The 18,682-nt window shown below is 36.1% G+C and carries 16 protein-coding genes; 9 read left to right on the top strand and 7 right to left on the bottom strand.

Annotated elements, in window-relative coordinates:
* Positions 1–45: 45 nt before the first annotated feature.
* From ABIZ51_01760 to ABIZ51_01745, 4 genes are all read right to left on the bottom strand, one after another.
* On the bottom strand, positions 46–942 hold the full coding sequence (locus ABIZ51_01760) for a DUF5777 family beta-barrel protein (protein ID MEO7087500.1): 897 nt from the start codon (positions 940–942) through the stop codon (positions 46–48).
* Positions 943–948: 6 nt separating this feature from the next.
* The gene (locus ABIZ51_01755; protein MEO7087499.1) at positions 949–1,326 is read right to left on the bottom strand and encodes a hypothetical protein; all 378 of its coding nucleotides are present in this window, start codon (positions 1,324–1,326) and stop codon (positions 949–951) included.
* A gap of 7 nt (positions 1,327–1,333) precedes the next feature.
* A complete protein-coding gene (locus tag ABIZ51_01750) occupies positions 1,334–1,708 on the bottom strand; it encodes a c-type cytochrome domain-containing protein (protein MEO7087498.1) in 375 nt (124 codons plus the stop codon).
* Positions 1,709–1,913: 205 nt separating this feature from the next.
* Positions 1,914–2,960, bottom strand: coding sequence for a rhodanese-related sulfurtransferase (locus tag ABIZ51_01745; protein ID MEO7087497.1), 1,047 nt, complete (start codon positions 2,958–2,960; stop codon positions 1,914–1,916).
* A gap of 98 nt (positions 2,961–3,058) precedes the next feature.
* Here ABIZ51_01745 and ABIZ51_01740 point away from each other — a divergent pair, with 98 nt between their 5' ends.
* The 7 genes from ABIZ51_01740 to ABIZ51_01710 all read left to right on the top strand — a co-directional run bounded on the left by ABIZ51_01740 (position 3,059) and on the right by ABIZ51_01710 (position 11,782).
* Positions 3,059–4,009, top strand: a complete 951-nt coding sequence (locus ABIZ51_01740) for an NAD-dependent epimerase/dehydratase family protein (protein MEO7087496.1) — start codon at positions 3,059–3,061, stop codon at positions 4,007–4,009.
* A 197-nt stretch (positions 4,010–4,206) separates the two neighbouring features.
* Positions 4,207–5,106: a toxin-antitoxin system YwqK family antitoxin gene (locus ABIZ51_01735; protein MEO7087495.1), complete on the top strand. Its 900-nt coding sequence runs from the start codon at positions 4,207–4,209 to the stop codon at positions 5,104–5,106.
* 59 nt (positions 5,107–5,165) lie between these two features.
* Positions 5,166–6,638 (top strand): cysteine--tRNA ligase, encoded by a 1,473-nt coding sequence (gene cysS, locus ABIZ51_01730; GenBank protein MEO7087494.1) that lies wholly within the window; start codon positions 5,166–5,168, stop codon positions 6,636–6,638.
* Positions 6,610–7,623: a M28 family peptidase gene (locus ABIZ51_01725; GenBank protein MEO7087493.1), complete on the top strand. Its 1,014-nt coding sequence runs from the start codon at positions 6,610–6,612 to the stop codon at positions 7,621–7,623. Before cysS ends, ABIZ51_01725 begins: the two co-directional genes overlap by 29 nt.
* 82 nt (positions 7,624–7,705) lie before the next feature.
* On the top strand, positions 7,706–8,278 hold the full coding sequence (locus ABIZ51_01720) for a hypothetical protein (GenBank protein ID MEO7087492.1): 573 nt from the start codon (positions 7,706–7,708) through the stop codon (positions 8,276–8,278).
* Positions 8,279–8,376: 98 nt separating this feature from the next.
* Positions 8,377–11,235 carry a DNA polymerase I gene (polA, locus tag ABIZ51_01715; GenBank protein ID MEO7087491.1) on the top strand — a complete coding sequence of 953 codons (2,859 nt, stop codon included), beginning with the start codon at positions 8,377–8,379 and terminating at the stop codon, positions 11,233–11,235.
* A gap of 67 nt (positions 11,236–11,302) precedes the next feature.
* Positions 11,303–11,782, top strand: a complete 480-nt coding sequence (locus tag ABIZ51_01710) for an ABC transporter ATPase (protein MEO7087490.1) — start codon at positions 11,303–11,305, stop codon at positions 11,780–11,782.
* Between the two features lie 47 nt (positions 11,783–11,829).
* Here ABIZ51_01710 and ABIZ51_01705 read toward each other — a convergent pair whose 3' ends face one another.
* Together ABIZ51_01705 and ABIZ51_01700 are read right to left on the bottom strand one after the other, a co-directional pair.
* Entirely contained in the window at positions 11,830–12,705 is an 876-nt protein-coding gene (locus tag ABIZ51_01705; GenBank protein MEO7087489.1) for a glycosyltransferase family 2 protein, read from the bottom strand.
* A 9-nt stretch (positions 12,706–12,714) separates the two neighbouring features.
* On the bottom strand, positions 12,715–13,680 hold the full coding sequence (locus tag ABIZ51_01700) for a KpsF/GutQ family sugar-phosphate isomerase (GenBank protein ID MEO7087488.1): 966 nt from the start codon (positions 13,678–13,680) through the stop codon (positions 12,715–12,717).
* Between the two features lie 109 nt (positions 13,681–13,789).
* Between ABIZ51_01700 and recQ the strand changes: the two genes are divergently transcribed.
* On the top strand, positions 13,790–16,000 hold the full coding sequence (gene recQ, locus ABIZ51_01695) for a DNA helicase RecQ (protein MEO7087487.1): 2,211 nt from the start codon (positions 13,790–13,792) through the stop codon (positions 15,998–16,000).
* A 51-nt stretch (positions 16,001–16,051) separates the two neighbouring features.
* Here recQ and ABIZ51_01690 read toward each other — a convergent pair whose 3' ends face one another.
* A complete protein-coding gene (locus ABIZ51_01690) occupies positions 16,052–17,242 on the bottom strand; it encodes a M20 family metallopeptidase (GenBank protein ID MEO7087486.1) in 1,191 nt (396 codons plus the stop codon).
* 155 nt (positions 17,243–17,397) lie between these two features.
* On the opposite strand from ABIZ51_01690, the gene ABIZ51_01685 reads away from it, so the two are divergent.
* Complete coding sequence (locus tag ABIZ51_01685; GenBank protein MEO7087485.1) at positions 17,398–18,651, top strand: OmpA family protein; 1,254 nt, start codon at positions 17,398–17,400, stop codon at positions 18,649–18,651.
* The last annotated feature ends 31 nt before the right edge of the window (positions 18,652–18,682 follow it).

Below are 18,682 nucleotides of genomic sequence, written 5' to 3'. Positions count from 1 at the left end.
AAAATAATTTTTTGGAGGATAAAAATCACAATATGAATAATGTTGTTACAAAACAAATATTCTCGAGATATTGAATCCGAGTTTAAAACCCCAATTTGTCCAAGTGGAAGTGGTACGCGCAATAAACTGATTTTCGTCCATGCCATCGGAATTCGTAAAAAATACTTGAAAAACATGTCCTCCTGTTTCAATTTCAATTCCGAGTCCAGATTCGTTATAATAAACAGTATTTGAATAATGAAGAACAGTATATGCGGTTTCGGCATCTAAAGCAAAGTGTTTCCCAAGCTTATAACGTGCCGCGGCAGTAATTGCCCATACATCGTTTCGGTCGGTAATGGTTGGAACAATATTATAATGCAAATAAAGCGGAGCGATTTGAAGTGAAAATTTGTCTGAAAATTTGCGTCCAATAATTAATTCGTGGCAATACGAAAATCGGTCGTAAAGGGTTGGATACACAGCAAATCCATTGTCATCCGGAATGTGTTCGTTGGTATAAAAAAAGGAAGAAACCAAGACCAAACTGATAGGCATTGAAAAAGTTTTTTGTCTTAAAATTTGATATTTAAGATAGGAATCTACCATTTTATTTAAGGAACTTCTACCAATACCAACCATCAATCGCCCGTCATAACTGTAATCCAAACCCAATCGAATGTTCGCTGGACCATCAAATCCCCAAGCATTGTATGCGCCTGAATTTAGATTGGCAAAACGATGTTCAATTCGGAAATCCAACGAATTTTTTCCAACTACTTCTGTTGTTTGTTGATTAATCAAATGACTGTTGTTAAACGTATTTGTAACCAGTTCTTTCTTTTTAGGTTTATTACTTAAACTGTCCATTAAAGAGGTCAAATCGTCCGTAGTTGTTTGTTGTGCAAACGATCTGATAAAAGAACTTAAAAAAATCAGGAGGAGGAATATTTTTAGTTTCATACCATTTTAATTATTTAAAGCACCTTGATTTACCCAAAGTTCAATTTGCCGAATACTGCATGAATTAATTTTTGAGCTTGGGGGCATTGGAATATAGCCGCGCAATGGTGCAGTAGCGCCTACTAATTGTCCCGAATGAGCAGCAGATTGAACACCTGCATAAGTATCTAAAACAATTCCTCCGCCTGCCGTACTGCTGTTGTGGCAAGAATAACAGTAGTTAGATAAAACAGGTTGTACTTTTGTCGAATAACTTGGCGTAGATGTGGTATCGCATGCTGTATTTAAATCTGCCGAAGGATTTATTTCTTCGAAATTATCGTAATAACAAGAACCCAATCCTAGTATAAAAACAAAAATTAAAAATAAAAGAAGTTTTTTCATGATGAAATTAATTATTTTTTGCGCCCTGTAAAATCCAAAGATAAATAGTAAGAATTTGTTGATTGCTTAATTCGGGCGTTGGTGTTGGTGGCATTTGTTGTTGAGTTCCTTTCGGTGCAATATCGGTATAAAGCTGACTGTTTTGTGCATTGCCCGGAGTAATTTGCCCATAATTGATAACTTCATTATACGTGAGTAAGGCGCGATCAGAATCTCTTCCACTACCATTTCCGTGGCAACTCGATTGTGTACAATTGCCGATAATAATAGGTTGTACATCGTTGCTGAAACTAATAATGGGACTATTTGGAACAACGGGTTCGTGTTTGCACGCAATTAACGAAACGAACAAAAGGGAAACTCCCCAAAATATTTTTTTCATTTGTGCTCTAATTAAAACACTTCAACGCAGGATTAAGCTAAATATTGCGTATCCACTTTTCTTTCCCATTCATACTACTCAAATAAATATCCAAACGTGAAATAACAATTCTTTTTTCAAGTGTTAGAAAACGATTCCAAAAAAATAATTTTTCAACGATCTTTTTTCGTACTTCGAAAAAATAATTTTTCGGAGGACAAAAAAATCACTCTTTATTTTTCAAGATATCTTTTAAATTCGGTCGCAAACGACTTTTATAAACGGAAAGTGAATCTTCTTTTTTTCGTCCTTTTCGGATTTTTCGTTGTTCTTCTATCGGCAAAGCCGCAATTTCCATACATTTTGGCGTGCAACAACCTTTCATTTTCTCCGCACATTCATCGCACTGAATAAAAAGTAAATGGCAATCTTCATTCGCACAATTTACGTGTGTATCACAGGTTTTTCCGCATTGATGACATTCCGAAATCACATCTTCGGTAATGCGCTCTCCCACTCGTTCGTCAAAAACAAAATTTTTTCCGATAAATTTAGAAGGCAAATTTTCTGCTTTTAATTGTCGCACGTAATCGATAATTCCGCCGTGCAATTGGTTCACATCTTTAAATCCGTGATGTTTTAAATAGGCGCTCGCCTTTTCGCAACGAATTCCGCCGGTGCAATACAGCAAAACTTTTTTTTCTTTTTTCTCCTTCAATAAATCCAATACAAGCGGCAATTCTTCTCGAAAAGTATCCGTGTCCGGACAAATGGCATTTTCAAAATGACCGATTTCACTTTCATAATGATTACGCATATCCACCACAATGGTTTCGGGCTTTTCGAGCGCTTCGTTAAATTCTTTTGCCGTTAAATGATTCCCGACATTGGTTACATCAAAAGCATCGTCGTTTAAGCCGTCGGCAACAATTTTAGTGCGTATTTTTACAGCCAATTTATAAAATGATTTTCCATCGTCCTCCACCGCAATTTTTAAGGGAACATCTTTAAAACGATTATCTTGATATAAATTTTGTTTAAAAACATCCCAATTCTTTTCAGGAACCGACATTTGCGCATTAATTCCTTCGTGCGCAATGTAAATTCGTCCGAAAATATTCAGAGCTTTCCAGCCTTCATAAAAGCTATCGCGCAAAGCTTGCGGATCATCTACCATCACATATTTATAAAAAGAAACAGTGATGCGACGAATGGTTTCTGCCTGCAATTTTTGCTTTAATTCTTTCTTATTTTGCCGATTGTATAAAAGCATGCTTCGAAAAATTATTTTTTGCAAAGATATTAATTGCGGATTTATTGCATCGTATTGCAGATAAAACAATAATTTAGCCGACAAAATTGCAGAATATTATGGCTGAAAAAGAAACTATTTTAGTAATCGGTGCCAACGGACAAATTGGTGTTGAATTGGTGGAAAGGCTTCGTTCTATCTATGGAAATGATGGTGTGGTGGCGTCGGATGTTGTAAAACCGATAAAAAATTCTTCGGACGGAATATTTGAAGTGTTGGATGTTTTAAATATCAAAAATCTGGACGAAGTTGTTTCTCGACATAAAATTACGCAAGTCTATTTATTGGCGGCTCTTTTATCGGCTACAGCCGAAAGAAACCCGAAACTTGGCTGGCAACTCAATATGGAAGGGTTGATTAATCTATTGGATTTAGCCAAAGAAGAACGCATCAAAAAATTATATTGGCCCAGCTCCATCGCTGTTTTCGGACCCAATACGCCCAAAGACAATACGCCTCAATATGGAGTTATGGAACCCAGCACTGTTTACGGAATCAGTAAATTAGCAGGTGAACGTTGGTGCGAATATTATTTTCATAAATATCGTGTAGATGTTCGGAGTTTGCGTTATCCAGGCTTAATTGGCTACAAATCAGCTCCTGGCGGAGGGACAACGGATTATGCAGTACATATTTTTCACGAAGCTTTGAAAAATAAACGTTACGAATGTTTTTTGTCGGAAAATACCACTTTGCCAATGATGTATATGCCCGATGCCATTGATGCAACTATAAATATTATGGATGCTCCAGCAGAGAAATTAATTATTCGTTCGAGTTATAATATAGGCGCGATGAGTTTTTCGCCGAAGCAAATCGCTTTTGAACTCAAAAAACACATTCCGGAGTTTGAAATTAGCTACGAACCAGATGCTCGTCAGCTTATTGCCGACAGTTGGCCCAGAAGCATCAACGATAAGCCTGCCAGAAACGATTGGGGCTGGATTCCGAAGTATGATTTGTCAAAAATGACAAAAGATATGCTCGATCATCTAAAAAAAGTTTCTTAAAAAATTATTTTTTTGTAACCTTTTATTTTGTCCCTGCGTAGAACTCCACACAGTTTATGTTTGAAGGGAAGAGAGATCTGTTTCTCCCCCTTAGTCGAAAATAAAGAGCGATTAGGCGAAAAGATAAACTTGACAAGTGAAATGTTTCTAATTTAGCTTTGTAAGTGGATATTTGGGATTTAATTTTTACACCAAAGATGAAAAAAAATATACTCGTATCGTTGTTGATTTTAGCAGGAATTACTGTTTCTCAGTATTCTCAATCTGCTACTGGGCAGGGCTCCGCTCCTAATTATGTGGATGCAAATGGTTTGAAACAAGGACATTGGATTATTCTTAATAAAACAGCCAAATTACCTGGATATACAGACGATCAAAAAGTAGAGGAAGGTAATTTTACAGACAGCAAAAAACAGGGAATTTGGGAGCAATATTATCCAAGCGGCTTCACTAAAAACAAACTTACTTACAAAGACAATGTGCCAAATGGATATGCTATAATGTATAATGATAGTGGTAAAATTTCAGAAGAAGGTCTTTGGCAAAATCACAGATGGGTGGGCGATTATAAACTCTATTACAATAATGGAAAAGTGGAGCAAGAGTTTAAATTTAACACGATGGGAAAAAGAGAAGGAGAGCAAAAATATTATTACCCCAATGGACAAGTAATGATGGATGGAAACTGGAATGGCGGAAAAGAAAATGGTACTTTAAAAGAATATTACGATAATGGACAAATAAAAGCTGAAAAGCCCTTTGTAAACGGAAACTTAGATGCTGCAAATACGAAAGAATATCAACCAACAAAACCGATAACTGTTGTAAAAGACAATCCTCCAGCTACAAGTGCACCTAAAGTAGTTGTAAAAGCGGATGAAAAACCGAATTTACCAACTCAAGTTTTTACTGGTGAAGGTTATTTTAAACTCTACAATAGAAACAAACAAATCGCTAAAGACGGAAATTTTGTACACGGTGTTTTGAAGGATGGTAAATGCTATTACTATTCCAATGACGGTATTCTCAGCCGAATCGCAGTTTACAAATCGGGAGTTTATATTGGAGATGCCCCAATAGACGATAAAACGAAATAAGATCGTTCATCGCAAAATCATTTCTTCATTCTAAAAATTCTTTTTTACCTTTGACTTTTATGTCAGAGCCCTTATTCCTATACAATACACTTTCTCGAAAAAAAGAAATTTTTGAGCCGTTAAAGCCTCCTTTTGTAGGATTGTACGTTTGCGGACCAACAGTTTACAGCGATGTGCATTTAGGAAATTGTCGCACGTTTATTTCATTCGACTTAATTTATCGTTATCTACTTCATTTAGGATACAAAGTGCGCTATGTGCGAAATATAACCGATGCCGGACATTTAGAAGGCGATCGCGATGAAGGCGATGATAAATTTGCCAAAAAAGCGAAAATAGAACAAGTGGAGCCCATGGAAATTGTGCAGAAATACACACTTCGTTTTCACGATGTAATGCGCGCTTTCAATAATTTACCACCTTCTATTGAACCTACTGCCACTGGGCATATTAGCGAACAAATAGAAATGATAAAACATATTATTTCTAACGAATATGCTTACGAAATCGATGGAACGGTTTATTTTGATGTAGAAAAATATGCAAAAACTAATAACTACGGACAATTAACCAATCGTCTGTTGGAAGATTTAATGACCAATACGCGCGAATTAAGCGGACAAGACGAAAAAAAAGGTCGCCTCGATTTTGCTTTATGGATCAGTGCAAAACCCGAAACATTAATGAAATGGTATTCGCCTTGGGGTTGGGGATTTCCAGGTTGGCACATCGAATGTTCCGCAATGAGCGAAAAATATTTGGGTGAAACCTTTGATATCCACGGAGGTGGAATGGATTTACAAGCTACGCATCACACCAACGAAATTGCGCAATCGCAAGCTTGTTATCACAAACAGCCTGTTAAATATTGGATTCACACCAATATGCTTACCGTAAATGGTGTGCGAATGAGTAAAACAGCTGGAAATGGTTTTCTGCCGCACGAATTATTTTCAGGCAATCATCCGCTGTTAGAAAAAGGATATTCGCCAATGACGGTTCGCTTTTTTATGCTTCAAACACATTACCGCAGTACACTTGATTTTTCAAACGAGGCTTTGCAAGCATCTGAAAAAGGCTTTGCGCGATTAATGGCTGCTTACAAAACGTTACAAAATTTAAAAATATCCGACACATCTACTTCCGACATAAAAGCGATTGAAAAAAGATGTTACGATGCCATGAACGATGATTTCAACAGTCCAACTGTTTTGGCAAATTTATTTGAAGCGGTACGTATTATTAATTCGGTAAATGATGGGAAAGAATTTTTAACTGCTGACGACTTACAAACTTTAAAAAGTCTTTTTCAAAACTTTATTTTTGACATCTTCGGATTGCAATCCGAAACAACAGAAACGAATAATAATAGAGCTTTGGATGGTGTTATGAAAATGATTTTAGCATTTCGGAACGATGCAAAAGCAAAAAAAGATTTTTCTGTTTCGGATAAAATACGAGATGACCTTTCTCAATTAAATATCACTATTAAAGACACCAAAGATGGCGCAAACTGGACAATTCAGGAATAACAAAAAAATAATTTTCGGAACAGTAATTATTTTTTTCCTGTTTATCGCTTGTAATAATAATTCGCAAAATCAAACTTCCACAACAAGCACCGAAAAAGCTGTAACACAAGCACCACAGGTGATTGCGCCGCAGTTTAATTCGGATTCAGCCTACACATTTATAAAAACACAAGTAGATTTTGGGCCTCGAATCCCAGGTACAAAAGCACACGAAAATTGCGCTGATTTTTTAATCGAGAAATTAAAATCATACGGATTGAAAGTTATTGTACAACAAGCAACCGTAACAACTTACGATTCCAAATCTTTCATTTTGAAAAATATTACGGCATCTTATAAGCCGGAATCCAACAATCGTATTTTATTAACGGCGCACTGGGATACGCGCCCTTGGGCAGATTTAGACAGTATTAACCCAACAAAACCTTTTGATGGCGCCGATGATGGAGCAAGCGGTGTAGGTGTTTTATTGGAAGTAGCGCGACAATTAAATTTACAAAAGACTGGAACTGGTGTAGACATTGTGTTTTTTGACATTGAAGATTATGGCGAAGAAAATTCAGAAACGCCAGATACCTGGTGTTTGGGTTCTCAATATTGGTCGAAAAATTTACCGACGCCAAATTATTCTGCTAAATATGGTATTCTGTTAGATATGGTGGGCGCGGCAAACGCCACTTTTCCGATGGAAGGAACTTCGATGCGTTTTGCGCCAAATGTGGTACAAAAAGTTTGGGAAACCGCGGCAAAATTGGGTTATTCTAATTATTTTATTGATGCAAAAACGGGTGAAACAACGGACGATCATTATTACGTAAATGCGATTACTGGAATTCCTACAATTGACATTGTACATTACGATCCCGCTCGCAGAAATTATCCCTATTTCCACCATTGCCACAGCGATAACATGAGCGTTATCAATAAAAAAACATTGAATGTAGTCGGACAATTATTACTTGAATTAATATATCAAGACAAATAATTTTTAGCTAATAATTTTATTTTCTAAAATAAAAACAGGTTATTTGTTGAGTTCAATTTTTTTAAAATTAAAAACAAAATCAATGAAAAAAATATTTCTTGGAATGTTGTGTTTGTCTGGAATGCTTTTAAACACAAGTGCTTTTGGTCAAATGACTTTTGTAAAAGGATACATTGTAACGTTGAAAGGCGATACAATGAAAGGTGAAATCAGACAAAATCCTAAAAAGGATGTAGATAATTTTACGAAGGTTTATTTTCGTGTTTCTGAAAGAGAAGAAGGAAAAACATATCACGCAGAAAAATTGCAAGGATATGGTTTTTTAACGCAAACATTTATCCAAAAAAAAGTAGATGGTGAAATGGTTTTTGTGCGCGTAGAAGCTTTGGGAGCATTGAATTTATACGAATCAAAATACGAAACAGAAGCAATGAATAAAATCGTAACGGATTCGGATTTTTATGTCGAAAAAAATGGCGATGAAAAAGCAAATTTAATTCACATTAAATCCGGAAAATTTAAAAAAGATATGGCGGAGTTGCTAAAAGACGATACTGATTTGGTACAAGATATTGATCAACAAAAATACAGCTTCGATGATATTCAAGACGTGATTAATCAATACAATCAGTGGGCGAAGCAGCAAAATCATTAAGAAAAAGCCTTTCGAAAAAATATTTTTTCGAACCCGAAAATTTATCTCCAAATCTTGCTCCGAAAAGATTAATTTAGCTTCCTCATCAGAAGAAAATTATGTCGGAAAATAACAAAAAACTTTTTTTATTAGATGCTTTTGCCTTGATTTATCGGGCTTATTTTGCGTTCAGTAACAATCATCGCGTAAATTCAAAAGGGCTGAATACCTCGGCAATCCTCGGTTTTACAAATACCTTACTCGAAGTTTTAAAAAAAGAAAATCCCGGATATATTGCCGTTGTTTTTGATACCGCGAAACCTACCGTGCGCCACATCGAATTTGCGGAATACAAAGCCAACCGTGAAGCGATGCCAGAAGATCTTTCCAAATCAATTCCGTACATCATCAAAGTAATTGAAGGATTCAACATTCCCGTGATTTTTTCGGAAGGTTACGAAGCAGACGACGTGATCGGGACGCTCGCTAAAAAGGCCGAACAGCAAGGCTTTGTAACCTATATGATGACGCCCGACAAAGATTACGGACAATTGGTTTCTGAAAATATTTTTATTTATAAACCAGCGCGACTCGGGAATGGCGCAGAAATAATGGGTATTGCAGAAGTTTGTAAAAAATGGGAAATTCAAAACGTCAATCAGCTTATTGATATTTTGGGATTGATGGGAGATAAAGTGGATAATATTCCGGGAATACCCGGAGTAGGTGAAAAGACTGCGATTCAGCTTGTGAAAGATTTTGGAAGCATTGAAAATTTATTACAAAATACCGCACAGTTAAAAGGAAAATTAAAAGAAAAAGTTGAACAAAATTCAGATAAAGCAATTCAGTCGAAATGGCTGGCGACCATTATTTGCGATGTCCCTGTAAAATTTGAACCTGAAAAATTAATTTTGAAAGAGCGAAATAAAGAAGCTTTGCAAGAACTTTTTTCTGAACTTGAATTTCGCAGATTGGCGGAACAAGTATTGGGCGAATCTTTGTTTCAAAAAAATAATTTTTCGAAACCGGAAATTGAAAAAAAATCGCTTCCTCAAAAGAATCATTCTACATCTGCACAAATAGATTTATTCGGACACACAGAAACTTTGCTTGAAAAAAATAATTTTTCGACGGAAGAAATCATGCCCGAAAATAAAATTTTCGAAACGATACAAACGATTCCTCACACGTATCACTTAATTGATACAGAAGAGAAACGCGTGAAATTAATTCAAGATTTACTCGCACAAAAAAGTATTTGTTTCGATACGGAAACAACCGGAATTGATGCTCATACTGCCGAATTAGTCGGAATATCCTTTGCTTACAAGCCTTTCGAAGCCTATTACATTCCCATTCCTGAACAAAGAGATAACGCGCAAAAAATAGTGAACGAATTTAAACCGTTGTTTGCAAACGCTTCCATCGCTAAAATCGGACAAAATATAAAATACGACATGTCGGTTTTATCCTGGTATGATGTAGAAATTAAAGGCGAATTGTACGATACGATGGTGGCGCATTTTCTCATTCAACCAGATATGCGGCACAACATGAATGTGCTTGCCGAAACATATTTGAATTATTCGCCTGTGAGCATTGAAACGTTGATTGGTAAAAAAGGAAAAGGGCAGCAAAGTATGCGCAATGTGGCAATTGACGTGATAAAAGAATATGCTGCGGAAGATGCCGACATCACCTTGCAACTTAAAAATAAGTTGGAACCGTTGATGGAAAATCCGGAAATGAAAAAACTTTTTTGGGAAATGGAAATGCCTTTAGTTCCTGTACTTTCCGCAATGGAAGCGGAAGGCATCGCATTAGATAAAAAAGCCTTGAACGAATTATCTTCTCAATTAGAAAAGGATATTTTATCGGTGGAAACCGAAATCCAGCAATTGGCGGGCACCTCCTTCAATGTTTCATCACCAAAACAAGTGGGTGAAGTTTTATTTGAAATTTTAAGAATCACCGAAAAGCCGAAAAAAACAAAAACTGGACAATACGCAACGGGCGAAGATGTGTTGGCAAAATTAACTGCCAAACATACTATTGTCGGAAAAATTTTGGATTACCGAGAATTGATAAAATTAAAAAACACTTACGTGGATAGCTTGCCAATGCTGATAAATCCGCGTACCGGAAGAATTCATACTTCGTACAATCAAGTGGTAGTGGCAACCGGAAGATTGAGTTCTGACAATCCGAATTTGCAAAATATTCCAATTCGTACGGAACGCGGGCGCGAAATTCGCAAAGCGTTTATTCCGAGAGATGAAAATTATGTATTGCTTTCCGCCGATTATTCTCAAATTGAATTACGCATTATTGCGGCATTAAGTAAAGATGAAGAAATGATTGCCGCTTTTCATTCTGGGCAAGACATTCACGCAGCAACGGCAGCGAAAGTGTACAACGTGGAATTGGAAAATGTAACGTCGGACATGCGTCGAAATGCGAAAATGGTAAACTTCGGAATCATCTATGGAATATCGGCTTTCGGACTTTCTGAACGCTTAAACATTTCGCGTGGCGAAGCAAAAGAAATCATCGAAAATTATTTTTCAAAGTATCCACGTATCAAAGCATACATGGATGAGAGCATTGATTTTGCTCGAAAAAATGGATATGTAGAAACCGTAATGGGACGCAGAAGATATTTACGCGACATCAACTCGGGCAATGCTACTGTACGCGGATTTGCGGAACGAAATGCGATCAATGCGCCCATTCAAGGCAGTGCAGCGGACATGATAAAAATTGCGATGATTAATATTCAACATACATTAAAAGAAAAAAAATTAGAAACAAAAATGTTGCTTCAAGTGCATGACGAGTTGGTATTTGATGTTCCGAAAAAAGAATTGGAAATTGTAAAACCAATCATTGAAAATTGCATGAAGAATGCGATTCCAATGTTGGTGCCTATTGAAGTCGGGATGGGCAGCGGCACTAACTGGCTCGAAGCACATTGATATTTTTTATACTTTTGTTCCGTCTTCCTTCGGAAGAAAATCTGGTTTCAAAAAATATTTTTTCTATATGAATTTAGTTAAAGAAATAGCTCCCGATGCGCAAATTTGGATTTACCAAAATAGCCGTGAATTCAGCGAAAGTGAAGTATCTGAGATTCAAAAAAAACTTTTTGTATTTATCAATGAATGGGCAGCTCACGGACAAAAATTAACGGCGGCAGCCGAAATTTTTCACCGTCGTTTTATTGTATTGTGCGCCGATAAAAACGAAGCAATTCCGAGTGGTTGCTCCATTGATACTTCGGTGCATTTTATTCAACAATTAGAAAAAGAATTTCAAATTTCTTTGCTGGATAGAACGACAATTGTGTATGAAAAAAGCGGAAAATTAAATTCCTTCAAAATTTCTCAATTTGAACAAATGCTTGCTACAAAAGAGGTAGACGAAGACACAATTATTTTCAACAATACGATTAATACAAAATCTGACTTGGAAAATAATTGGAAAATTCCAGTGAAGGATTCTTGGTTACAAGCGATTTTATAAGCCTTCGAAAAAATATTTTTTCGAAGGCTTTTTTTATTGAGAAAAAATTAGTTCAAATTTTCTTTTCGCATCGAACTAATTTGTTCGGCAATTAATCCGAAAAAGAAGAAAATAATTCCGGAAATAATACTCACCATCGCACCCACACTGATTCCTTTTCCTATCAATACAATTGGAAATCCCCACATAATCCCGGCAATAATAAAAAAGAAAGCCAAAGGAAAAAAGATACGCATCGGATTAAACAAAACAACAATATTGAGAATTTCTTTTAATGTTTCGAATGCTGTTTTTGTACTAATCGTACTGGTTCCGGAAGTTCTCGGCTTTATTTGAATGGGAATTTCGAGTACCAACTGTTTTTGACTGATAAATGTTAACGCAATAATATCGCTGTACGCCATGGAATCTGGACAAATACGAATGTATTTTTTGGCTAAATCGGTCGTGTAAATTTTCATTCCCGAATTAATATCTGTAATTTTTAAGGGCATTAATATTTTGGCAATGTTCCGAATGAGCCATTTACCAAAACTTCTATAATACCCCGACGCATTATTTTTTCGATTTCCGACAATCATATCAGCATCTTTCGAAATTATTTCTTGATATAATTTTTCAATATCTTCCAAATAATGCTGCCCATCCGCATCAATGGTAATAAGGTATTTCGTTTTCACTTCTGCAATTCCGGCTTTGATAGCGCCGCCATATCCTTTATTTATTTTATTTTTAATGCTTGAAAAATTATTTTTTTGACGGTATTTTTCAAGCACATCTTGCGTTTTATCCGACGAACCATCATTGACAACAATTAGTTGAAAAAAATTTTTTTCGCAGAAAGCTAAAAGTTCGGGTAAAAAATGCTCCAATGATTTTTCTTCATTATAAGCTGGAACGATTATGGTCAGTGAATTTTCCATTTGTACTTTTTAAATAATTCCTTCGCGAATTAAATCGTGTAAATGTACAAAACCAGCGTAATTGCCTTTGTCTGTAACCACCACTTGCGAAATATGGTGTTTCTCCAATAAAAGCATTGCTTCCACCGCTAACTCCGATGCTTCAATAGTTTTCGGTTTCTTATTCATAATATCAATCGCTTTTAAAGCTGCGAAAGAATCTGTTTTTTCAAGCATTCTACGTAAATCACCATCCGTAATCACGCCCACCAATTTTTTATTTTCCACCACGGCCGCGGCGCCCAAACGTTTGGAAGAAATTTCTACAATTACTTTTTTTATCGAATCCGATGGTTTTACTTGCGGTTGCTGATTTTGAACGCTGATATCCGCCACTTTCAAATATAATTTTTTACCGAGCGCGCCGCCAGGATGAAATTTCGCAAAATCCGTTTTTGAAAAACCTCTGTAATCCAACAAACAAACGGCTAAGGCATCGCCCATCGCCATTTGAGCCGTAGTACTGGAAGTAGGCGCTAAATTATTCGGACAGGCTTCCATTTTTACAGTACAATCCAACACAAAATCTGCTTGTTGCGCCAAATAAGAATCCGTGTTTCCGACGAAAGCAATCAATTTATTTTTTCCATTTTTCAACAAAGGAATCAACACTTTTATTTCGGGCGTATTTCCGCTTTTCGAAATACAAATAATCACATCTTCTTTTTGAATTGTTCCTAAATCACCGTGAATGGCATCCGCAGCGTGCATAAATATAGCAGGCGTTCCGGTCGAATTCATCGTTGCCACAATTTTATTAGCGATAATCGCGCTTTTGCCAATACCTGTAACGACAACTCTTCCTTTGGATTTATAAATTAATTTTACGCATTCAGAAAAGTCGTTTGAAATATTTTTTTTCAAATTCGCAATTGCTTCTGCTTCTAAAGAAATAGTTTTGATTGCCAGTTTTATAATTTCATCGTTCGATTTCACGCCTTTGTATAATTTTTAGAAATTTTATGCTTTATTTTAACAGGATACAATTATTTTTTTATATATATTTACGATACAAATTTAATCTAAATTAAATAATACAATAATAATGTTAGAACAAGAAGTAGAAACGTCCTTACAGGATTGTTTACAGAAATTTTTCGGATTCAACAGCTTTAAAGGTCCGCAAGAAGCTATCATTAACAGTATTCTCGATCGTAAAGACACCTTTGTAATTATGCCCACGGGCGGCGGCAAATCATTGTGCTACCAATTGCCCGCTTTGGTAAGCGAAGGAACTGCCATTATTATTTCTCCGCTTATCGCTTTGATGAAAAACCAGGTGGATGCCTTGCGCAACTTCGGAAACGAAGACGGAATCGCTCACTTTTTAAATTCGTCTTTAAATAAAGCAGAAATCAAATTAGTAAAAGAAGATATTCTGAAAGGAAAAACAAAATTATTATACGTAGCTCCCGAATCTCTTACCAAAGAAGAAAATATTGCATTTTTTAATGAGATAAAAATTTCTTTTTTCGCGATTGACGAAGCACATTGTATTTCGGAGTGGGGACATGATTTCCGTCCAGAATACAGACGTTTACGCCCAATGATTGAACAAATTGGAACCGTTCCGATTATCGCGCTTACTGCCACGGCAACACCAAAAGTTCAGGAAGATATTCAGAAAAATTTGGGTATGACAAATGCCAACGTTTTTAAATCTTCTTTTAATCGCGCTAACTTATATTATGAAGTAAGACCGAAAACAAATGTTATCAAAGAAATTATTAAATACGTCAAACAAAATTCCGGAAAATCAGGAATTATTTATTGCTTGAGTCGTAAGAAAGTAGAAGAAATTGCCCAAACACTTCAAGTAAACGGAATCAAAGCATTGCCTTATCACGCAGGATTAGAAGCCGCTGTTCGTGCTAAAACACAAGATCAATTTCTGATGGAAGAAATTGATGTAATTGTCGCTACTATTGCTTTCGGAATGGGAATTGACAAACCGGATGTTCGTTTTGTGATCCATCACGATATTCCGAAAAGTTTAGAAGGTTATTACCAAGAAACTGGTCGTGGCGGACGCGATGGCGGCGAAGGAAAATGTGTTACTTTTTACAGTTTCGAAGACATTCAAAAACTGGAAAAGTTTATGAAGGGCAAACCTGTTGCAGAACAAGAAATTGGACAACAATTATTATTGGAAACAGTTGCTTATGCAGAATCTTCTGTTTGTCGCAGAAAACAATTGCTTCATTATTTTGGAGAAGTTTACAAACAAGATAATTGTCAGAATTGCGATAATTGTACACATCCGAAAACAAAATTTGAAGGGATGGACGATGTGGCTTTAGTTCTTGAAACAGCTCTCGAAGTAAAAGAAAAATTTAAAGCGAAACATTTAGTAGCGGTTTTAACAGGAACCATAAATAGTGTCGTAAAGTCCTATAAACATAACGAATTAGAGGTTTTCGGAAAAGGAAATGAAGACGGGAAAGAGGAAAAATTTTGGACAGCCGTAGTGCGTCAAACTATCATCGCAGGACTTCTTATAAAAGACATTGAAAGTTACGGAACGCTTTATTTGAGCAAAGCAGGAAAAGATTTTTTGAAGAAACCGACTTCCATGATGCTTACCAAAGATCATGATTATGAAAATGCGGATGAAGATGACGATGATATCATCGCTTCCGGCGGACAAAAAGGCGGAACAGGTGCAGACGAAGCATTGTTTTCAATGCTAAAAGATCTATGTAAAAAGACCGCGAAGCAACACAATTTACCGCCTTACGTTGTTTTTCAAGAGGTTTCTTTGGAAGAAATGGCGATTCAATATCCTATTAAAATGGATGAACTTATCCATATAACAGGCGTTGGAACAGGAAAAGCGCAAAAATTCGGAAAACCATTCTTGTCGCTTATCGAAAAGTATGTGGAAGAAAATGAAATTGAACGTCCGCAAGATTTGGTCGTGAAATCCATCGTAAATAAATCCGGATTAAAAGTTCACATCATCCAAAATATTGATCGTAAACTACGATTGGAAGACATCGCGAAAGCAAAAGGACTTACTGTGCGTGAATTGATTTCAGAAATTGAAAGTATTGTTTCTTCAGGAACCAGAGTAAACATCAATTATTACATTGAAGATGTAATTGATGAAGATAAACAAGAAGAAGTGTATGATTATTTCCGCACGGCGCAAACCGACTCCATTGACGCGGCTTTAAAGGAACTCGGAGAAGAAGATTATACCGAAGAAGAAATACGTTTGATGCGAATTAAATTTATTTCGGAGTTCGGAAATTAATTTTTTGAACACACTAAAATCACTTGTTTTTCTACCGAGAAACAAGTGATTTTATCTTTCTGCCAATTCATTCAGCGCAATCCAAGTCATTAATCCCACGCCAATTTCAAGTGCTTTTTCATCAATTTCAAATGTTGGTGTATGAACACCGGAAACAATATTTTTTACTTTATTTCCAGTTCCCAATCTATAAAAGCAAGCTGGAATTTGTTGCGAATAAAAAGCAAAATCTTCCGCTGTCATACGCATCGGCAACTCTTCCACGTTTTCTTTTCCTAGAAAAATTTCTGCCCAATGCTGCGCTTTTCCAGTAACAGTTTCGTCGTTTACCAAAAATGGATAGCCTTTTACAATCGTTGCATCACAAGCACCTCCGCTATCTTTCGCTATTTTTTGCACTATGAATTTTATTTTTTCGTGCACTTCCGAACGCCATTTTTCATCCATCGTTCGGAAAGTTCCTTCTATTTTTACTTCCGCAGGAATAACATTGGTAGCACCATTTCCGATTATTTTTCCGAAAGCAAGAACAGTTGGAAAATTATTTTTTTCATTTTTAAATTCTGCTTCTAACGCGATTAAAATACGCGACGCAATTAATAAAGGATTATTGTATTCCTTTGGCATCGCGGCATGCCCACCTTTTCCTTTTACCGTCAAATAAATTTCATCGGTAGATGCCATGTACATTCCTTTTTTAAATCCTACTTTTCCTGTTTCCATCGAAGGAAAAACATGTTGCGCGAAAATACAAGTCGGCTGCGGGTTTTGAAGCACTCCTTCTGCAATCATCATAGAAGCACCACCCGGTAATTTTTCTTCGCCAGGTTGAAAAATTAACTTTATCGAGCCTTCAAAATCATTTTTTAATTCCGTTAGGATTTTTGCCACACCCAACAAAGAAGCCGTGTGTACATCGTGTCCGCAGGCATGCATTACGCCTTTATTTTGCGAAACGTATGTTGTTTTATTTTCTTCTACAATCGGCAAAGCATCCATATCGGCACGCAAAGCGATTGTTTTTTTTTGCGAATTTTTTCCTTCTAAAAGCGCCACGATTCCGGTTCCTGCAATTCCTCTTTTAAATGGAATTCCAATTTTGGTAAGTTGTGCTGCGATAAAATCAGAAGTGTTATTTTCCTGAAAAGACAATTCGGGATGCGCATGCAAATGCCTTCTGATTTCAACTGTTTCAGAAAAATAATTTTTGGCGAGGTGTTTTATTCTTTCTTTTAAGTCCATATCCAGAAAAATAATTCTAAAAAATGACAATTTACTACCACAAATGAACGAAAAAAAATTCAGGAAGCCTTGTTAAAACAATTTTAGAACTTCCTATTTTCAGCTATTGATTTTATGCTTTTTTATTTTAGTTTTGTGCTTTCAAAAAAAATTACATGAAACACTTTTTACTCGGTTTATTATTTTTCCTCTTTAGTGCGAATTTTCTTTCTGCACAGCAATTTGCCAAAGATCATTCCGATTGCGGAAATTCAATGGAAGAAGTAACAGAATCTAATTTAGGTCCAATTACATTGGATGGAACCAGTGGAAATAATACGGTTTCCGATCATAAAAAAAGGAGTTTATTTTTTTTCTATAAAGAACACAACATTGCATGGTTGAAATTTCGTGTACAAAAAGATACACTGCTAACGTTTGATATTATTCCTCACAAAAAAACGGACGACGTTGATTTCTTACTTTTTCGTTACACAGGTGGAGATGGTTTTTGCGACAGTTTGCGGACAAAAAAAATAAAGCCGATACGTACAAATATTTCTAAACCAGATAGTGGCTCCAATGGTCAAACAGGTTTATCTACAAGCGCTACGCAAGATTTTGTGCCTTGGGGAAAAGGACCTGCATACAGCAAAGCATTGTCTGTAAAAAAGGGGGAAATTTATTATTTGGTACTTGATAATTTTACAGAAGGCGGACAAGATGTTTCGATTGAAAATCTTTCTGCGACTTCAAATCCAGCTCCACAGGCAAAATCAACGATAGATGCCGCCCCAGTAAAAGTAGGTTCGATTAAAGTTCAATGCCCTTTAACCATCTCGGTTGTGGACGAAGATAACGGAACACCAATCAAAGGCATTTTAGCGATTGATGGTTTAGGGGATAAAACAGTTACGATTAAAGACACTTCCTCTTATTCAGTAGTGCTCGGTGCTTCGCAAAGTATTGCGATAAATTGTAATTCGAAAGGTTATTTCTTTTACAGCGGAAGTGTTGTAAGCCCTGAAGAATCAGGACCTATAACGCTTGAAATAAAAATGAAAAAAATAAAGGTCGGCTCTCACGTAACGTTAAAAAATATAAAATTTGAACCTGAAAAAGCAGAATTTTTAGTTTCTTCGAAACCGTCTTTGCTCAATTTAGTAGAATTTATGAATGCAAATCCTACCGCAAAAATTGAGATTCAAGGTTATGTAAATAGTCCGGGAACACGGAATAATTTTCGTTCTAGAAGACTTTCAAAAAAACGCGCAAAAGCCGTAAAAGAATATTTGATTTTACAAAAAATAACGAAAAAAAGGTTGCACTCAAAAGGCTACGGGAACACAAATATGATTTACCCAAATCCTATCAATACCGAACAAAGCGAAGCCAATCGCCGAGTGGAAATTATGATTACCTATTATTAAAAGCGTTTGAAAAATTAATTTTTTGAAGCCT

This window comes from Bacteroidia bacterium, from assembly GCA_039924845.1.
Lineage (GTDB): Bacteria > Bacteroidota > Bacteroidia > DATLTG01 > DATLTG01 > DATLTG01.
Note: the sequence above shows the minus strand (reverse complement) of the source record. Positions and strands in the feature narration are given on the sequence as shown.

Excerpts from the sequence above, each read along its gene's own strand:
- polA (MEO7087491.1), top strand. The coding sequence starts at position 8,377 with ATGTCGGAAAATAACAAAAAACTTTTTTTATTAGATGCTTTTGCCTTG.
- ABIZ51_01710 (MEO7087490.1), top strand. The coding sequence starts at position 11,303 with ATGAATTTAGTTAAAGAAATAGCTCCCGATGCGCAAATTTGGATTTAC.
- ABIZ51_01745 (MEO7087497.1), bottom strand. The coding sequence starts at position 2,960 with ATGCTTTTATACAATCGGCAAAATAAGAAAGAATTAAAGCAAAAATTG.
- ABIZ51_01685 (MEO7087485.1), top strand. The coding sequence starts at position 17,398 with ATGAAACACTTTTTACTCGGTTTATTATTTTTCCTCTTTAGTGCGAAT.
- ABIZ51_01720 (MEO7087492.1), top strand. The coding sequence starts at position 7,706 with ATGAAAAAAATATTTCTTGGAATGTTGTGTTTGTCTGGAATGCTTTTA.
- ABIZ51_01750 (MEO7087498.1), bottom strand. The coding sequence starts at position 1,708 with ATGAAAAAAATATTTTGGGGAGTTTCCCTTTTGTTCGTTTCGTTAATT.
- ABIZ51_01705 (MEO7087489.1), bottom strand. The coding sequence starts at position 12,705 with ATGGAAAATTCACTGACCATAATCGTTCCAGCTTATAATGAAGAAAAA.
- ABIZ51_01755 (MEO7087499.1), bottom strand. The coding sequence starts at position 1,326 with ATGAAAAAACTTCTTTTATTTTTAATTTTTGTTTTTATACTAGGATTG.
- cysS (MEO7087494.1), top strand. The coding sequence starts at position 5,166 with ATGTCAGAGCCCTTATTCCTATACAATACACTTTCTCGAAAAAAAGAA.
- ABIZ51_01735 (MEO7087495.1), top strand. The coding sequence starts at position 4,207 with ATGAAAAAAAATATACTCGTATCGTTGTTGATTTTAGCAGGAATTACT.
- ABIZ51_01740 (MEO7087496.1), top strand. The coding sequence starts at position 3,059 with ATGGCTGAAAAAGAAACTATTTTAGTAATCGGTGCCAACGGACAAATT.
- ABIZ51_01760 (MEO7087500.1), bottom strand. The coding sequence starts at position 942 with ATGAAACTAAAAATATTCCTCCTCCTGATTTTTTTAAGTTCTTTTATC.
- recQ (MEO7087487.1), top strand. The coding sequence starts at position 13,790 with ATGTTAGAACAAGAAGTAGAAACGTCCTTACAGGATTGTTTACAGAAA.
- ABIZ51_01690 (MEO7087486.1), bottom strand. The coding sequence starts at position 17,242 with ATGGACTTAAAAGAAAGAATAAAACACCTCGCCAAAAATTATTTTTCT.
- ABIZ51_01725 (MEO7087493.1), top strand. The coding sequence starts at position 6,610 with ATGGCGCAAACTGGACAATTCAGGAATAACAAAAAAATAATTTTCGGA.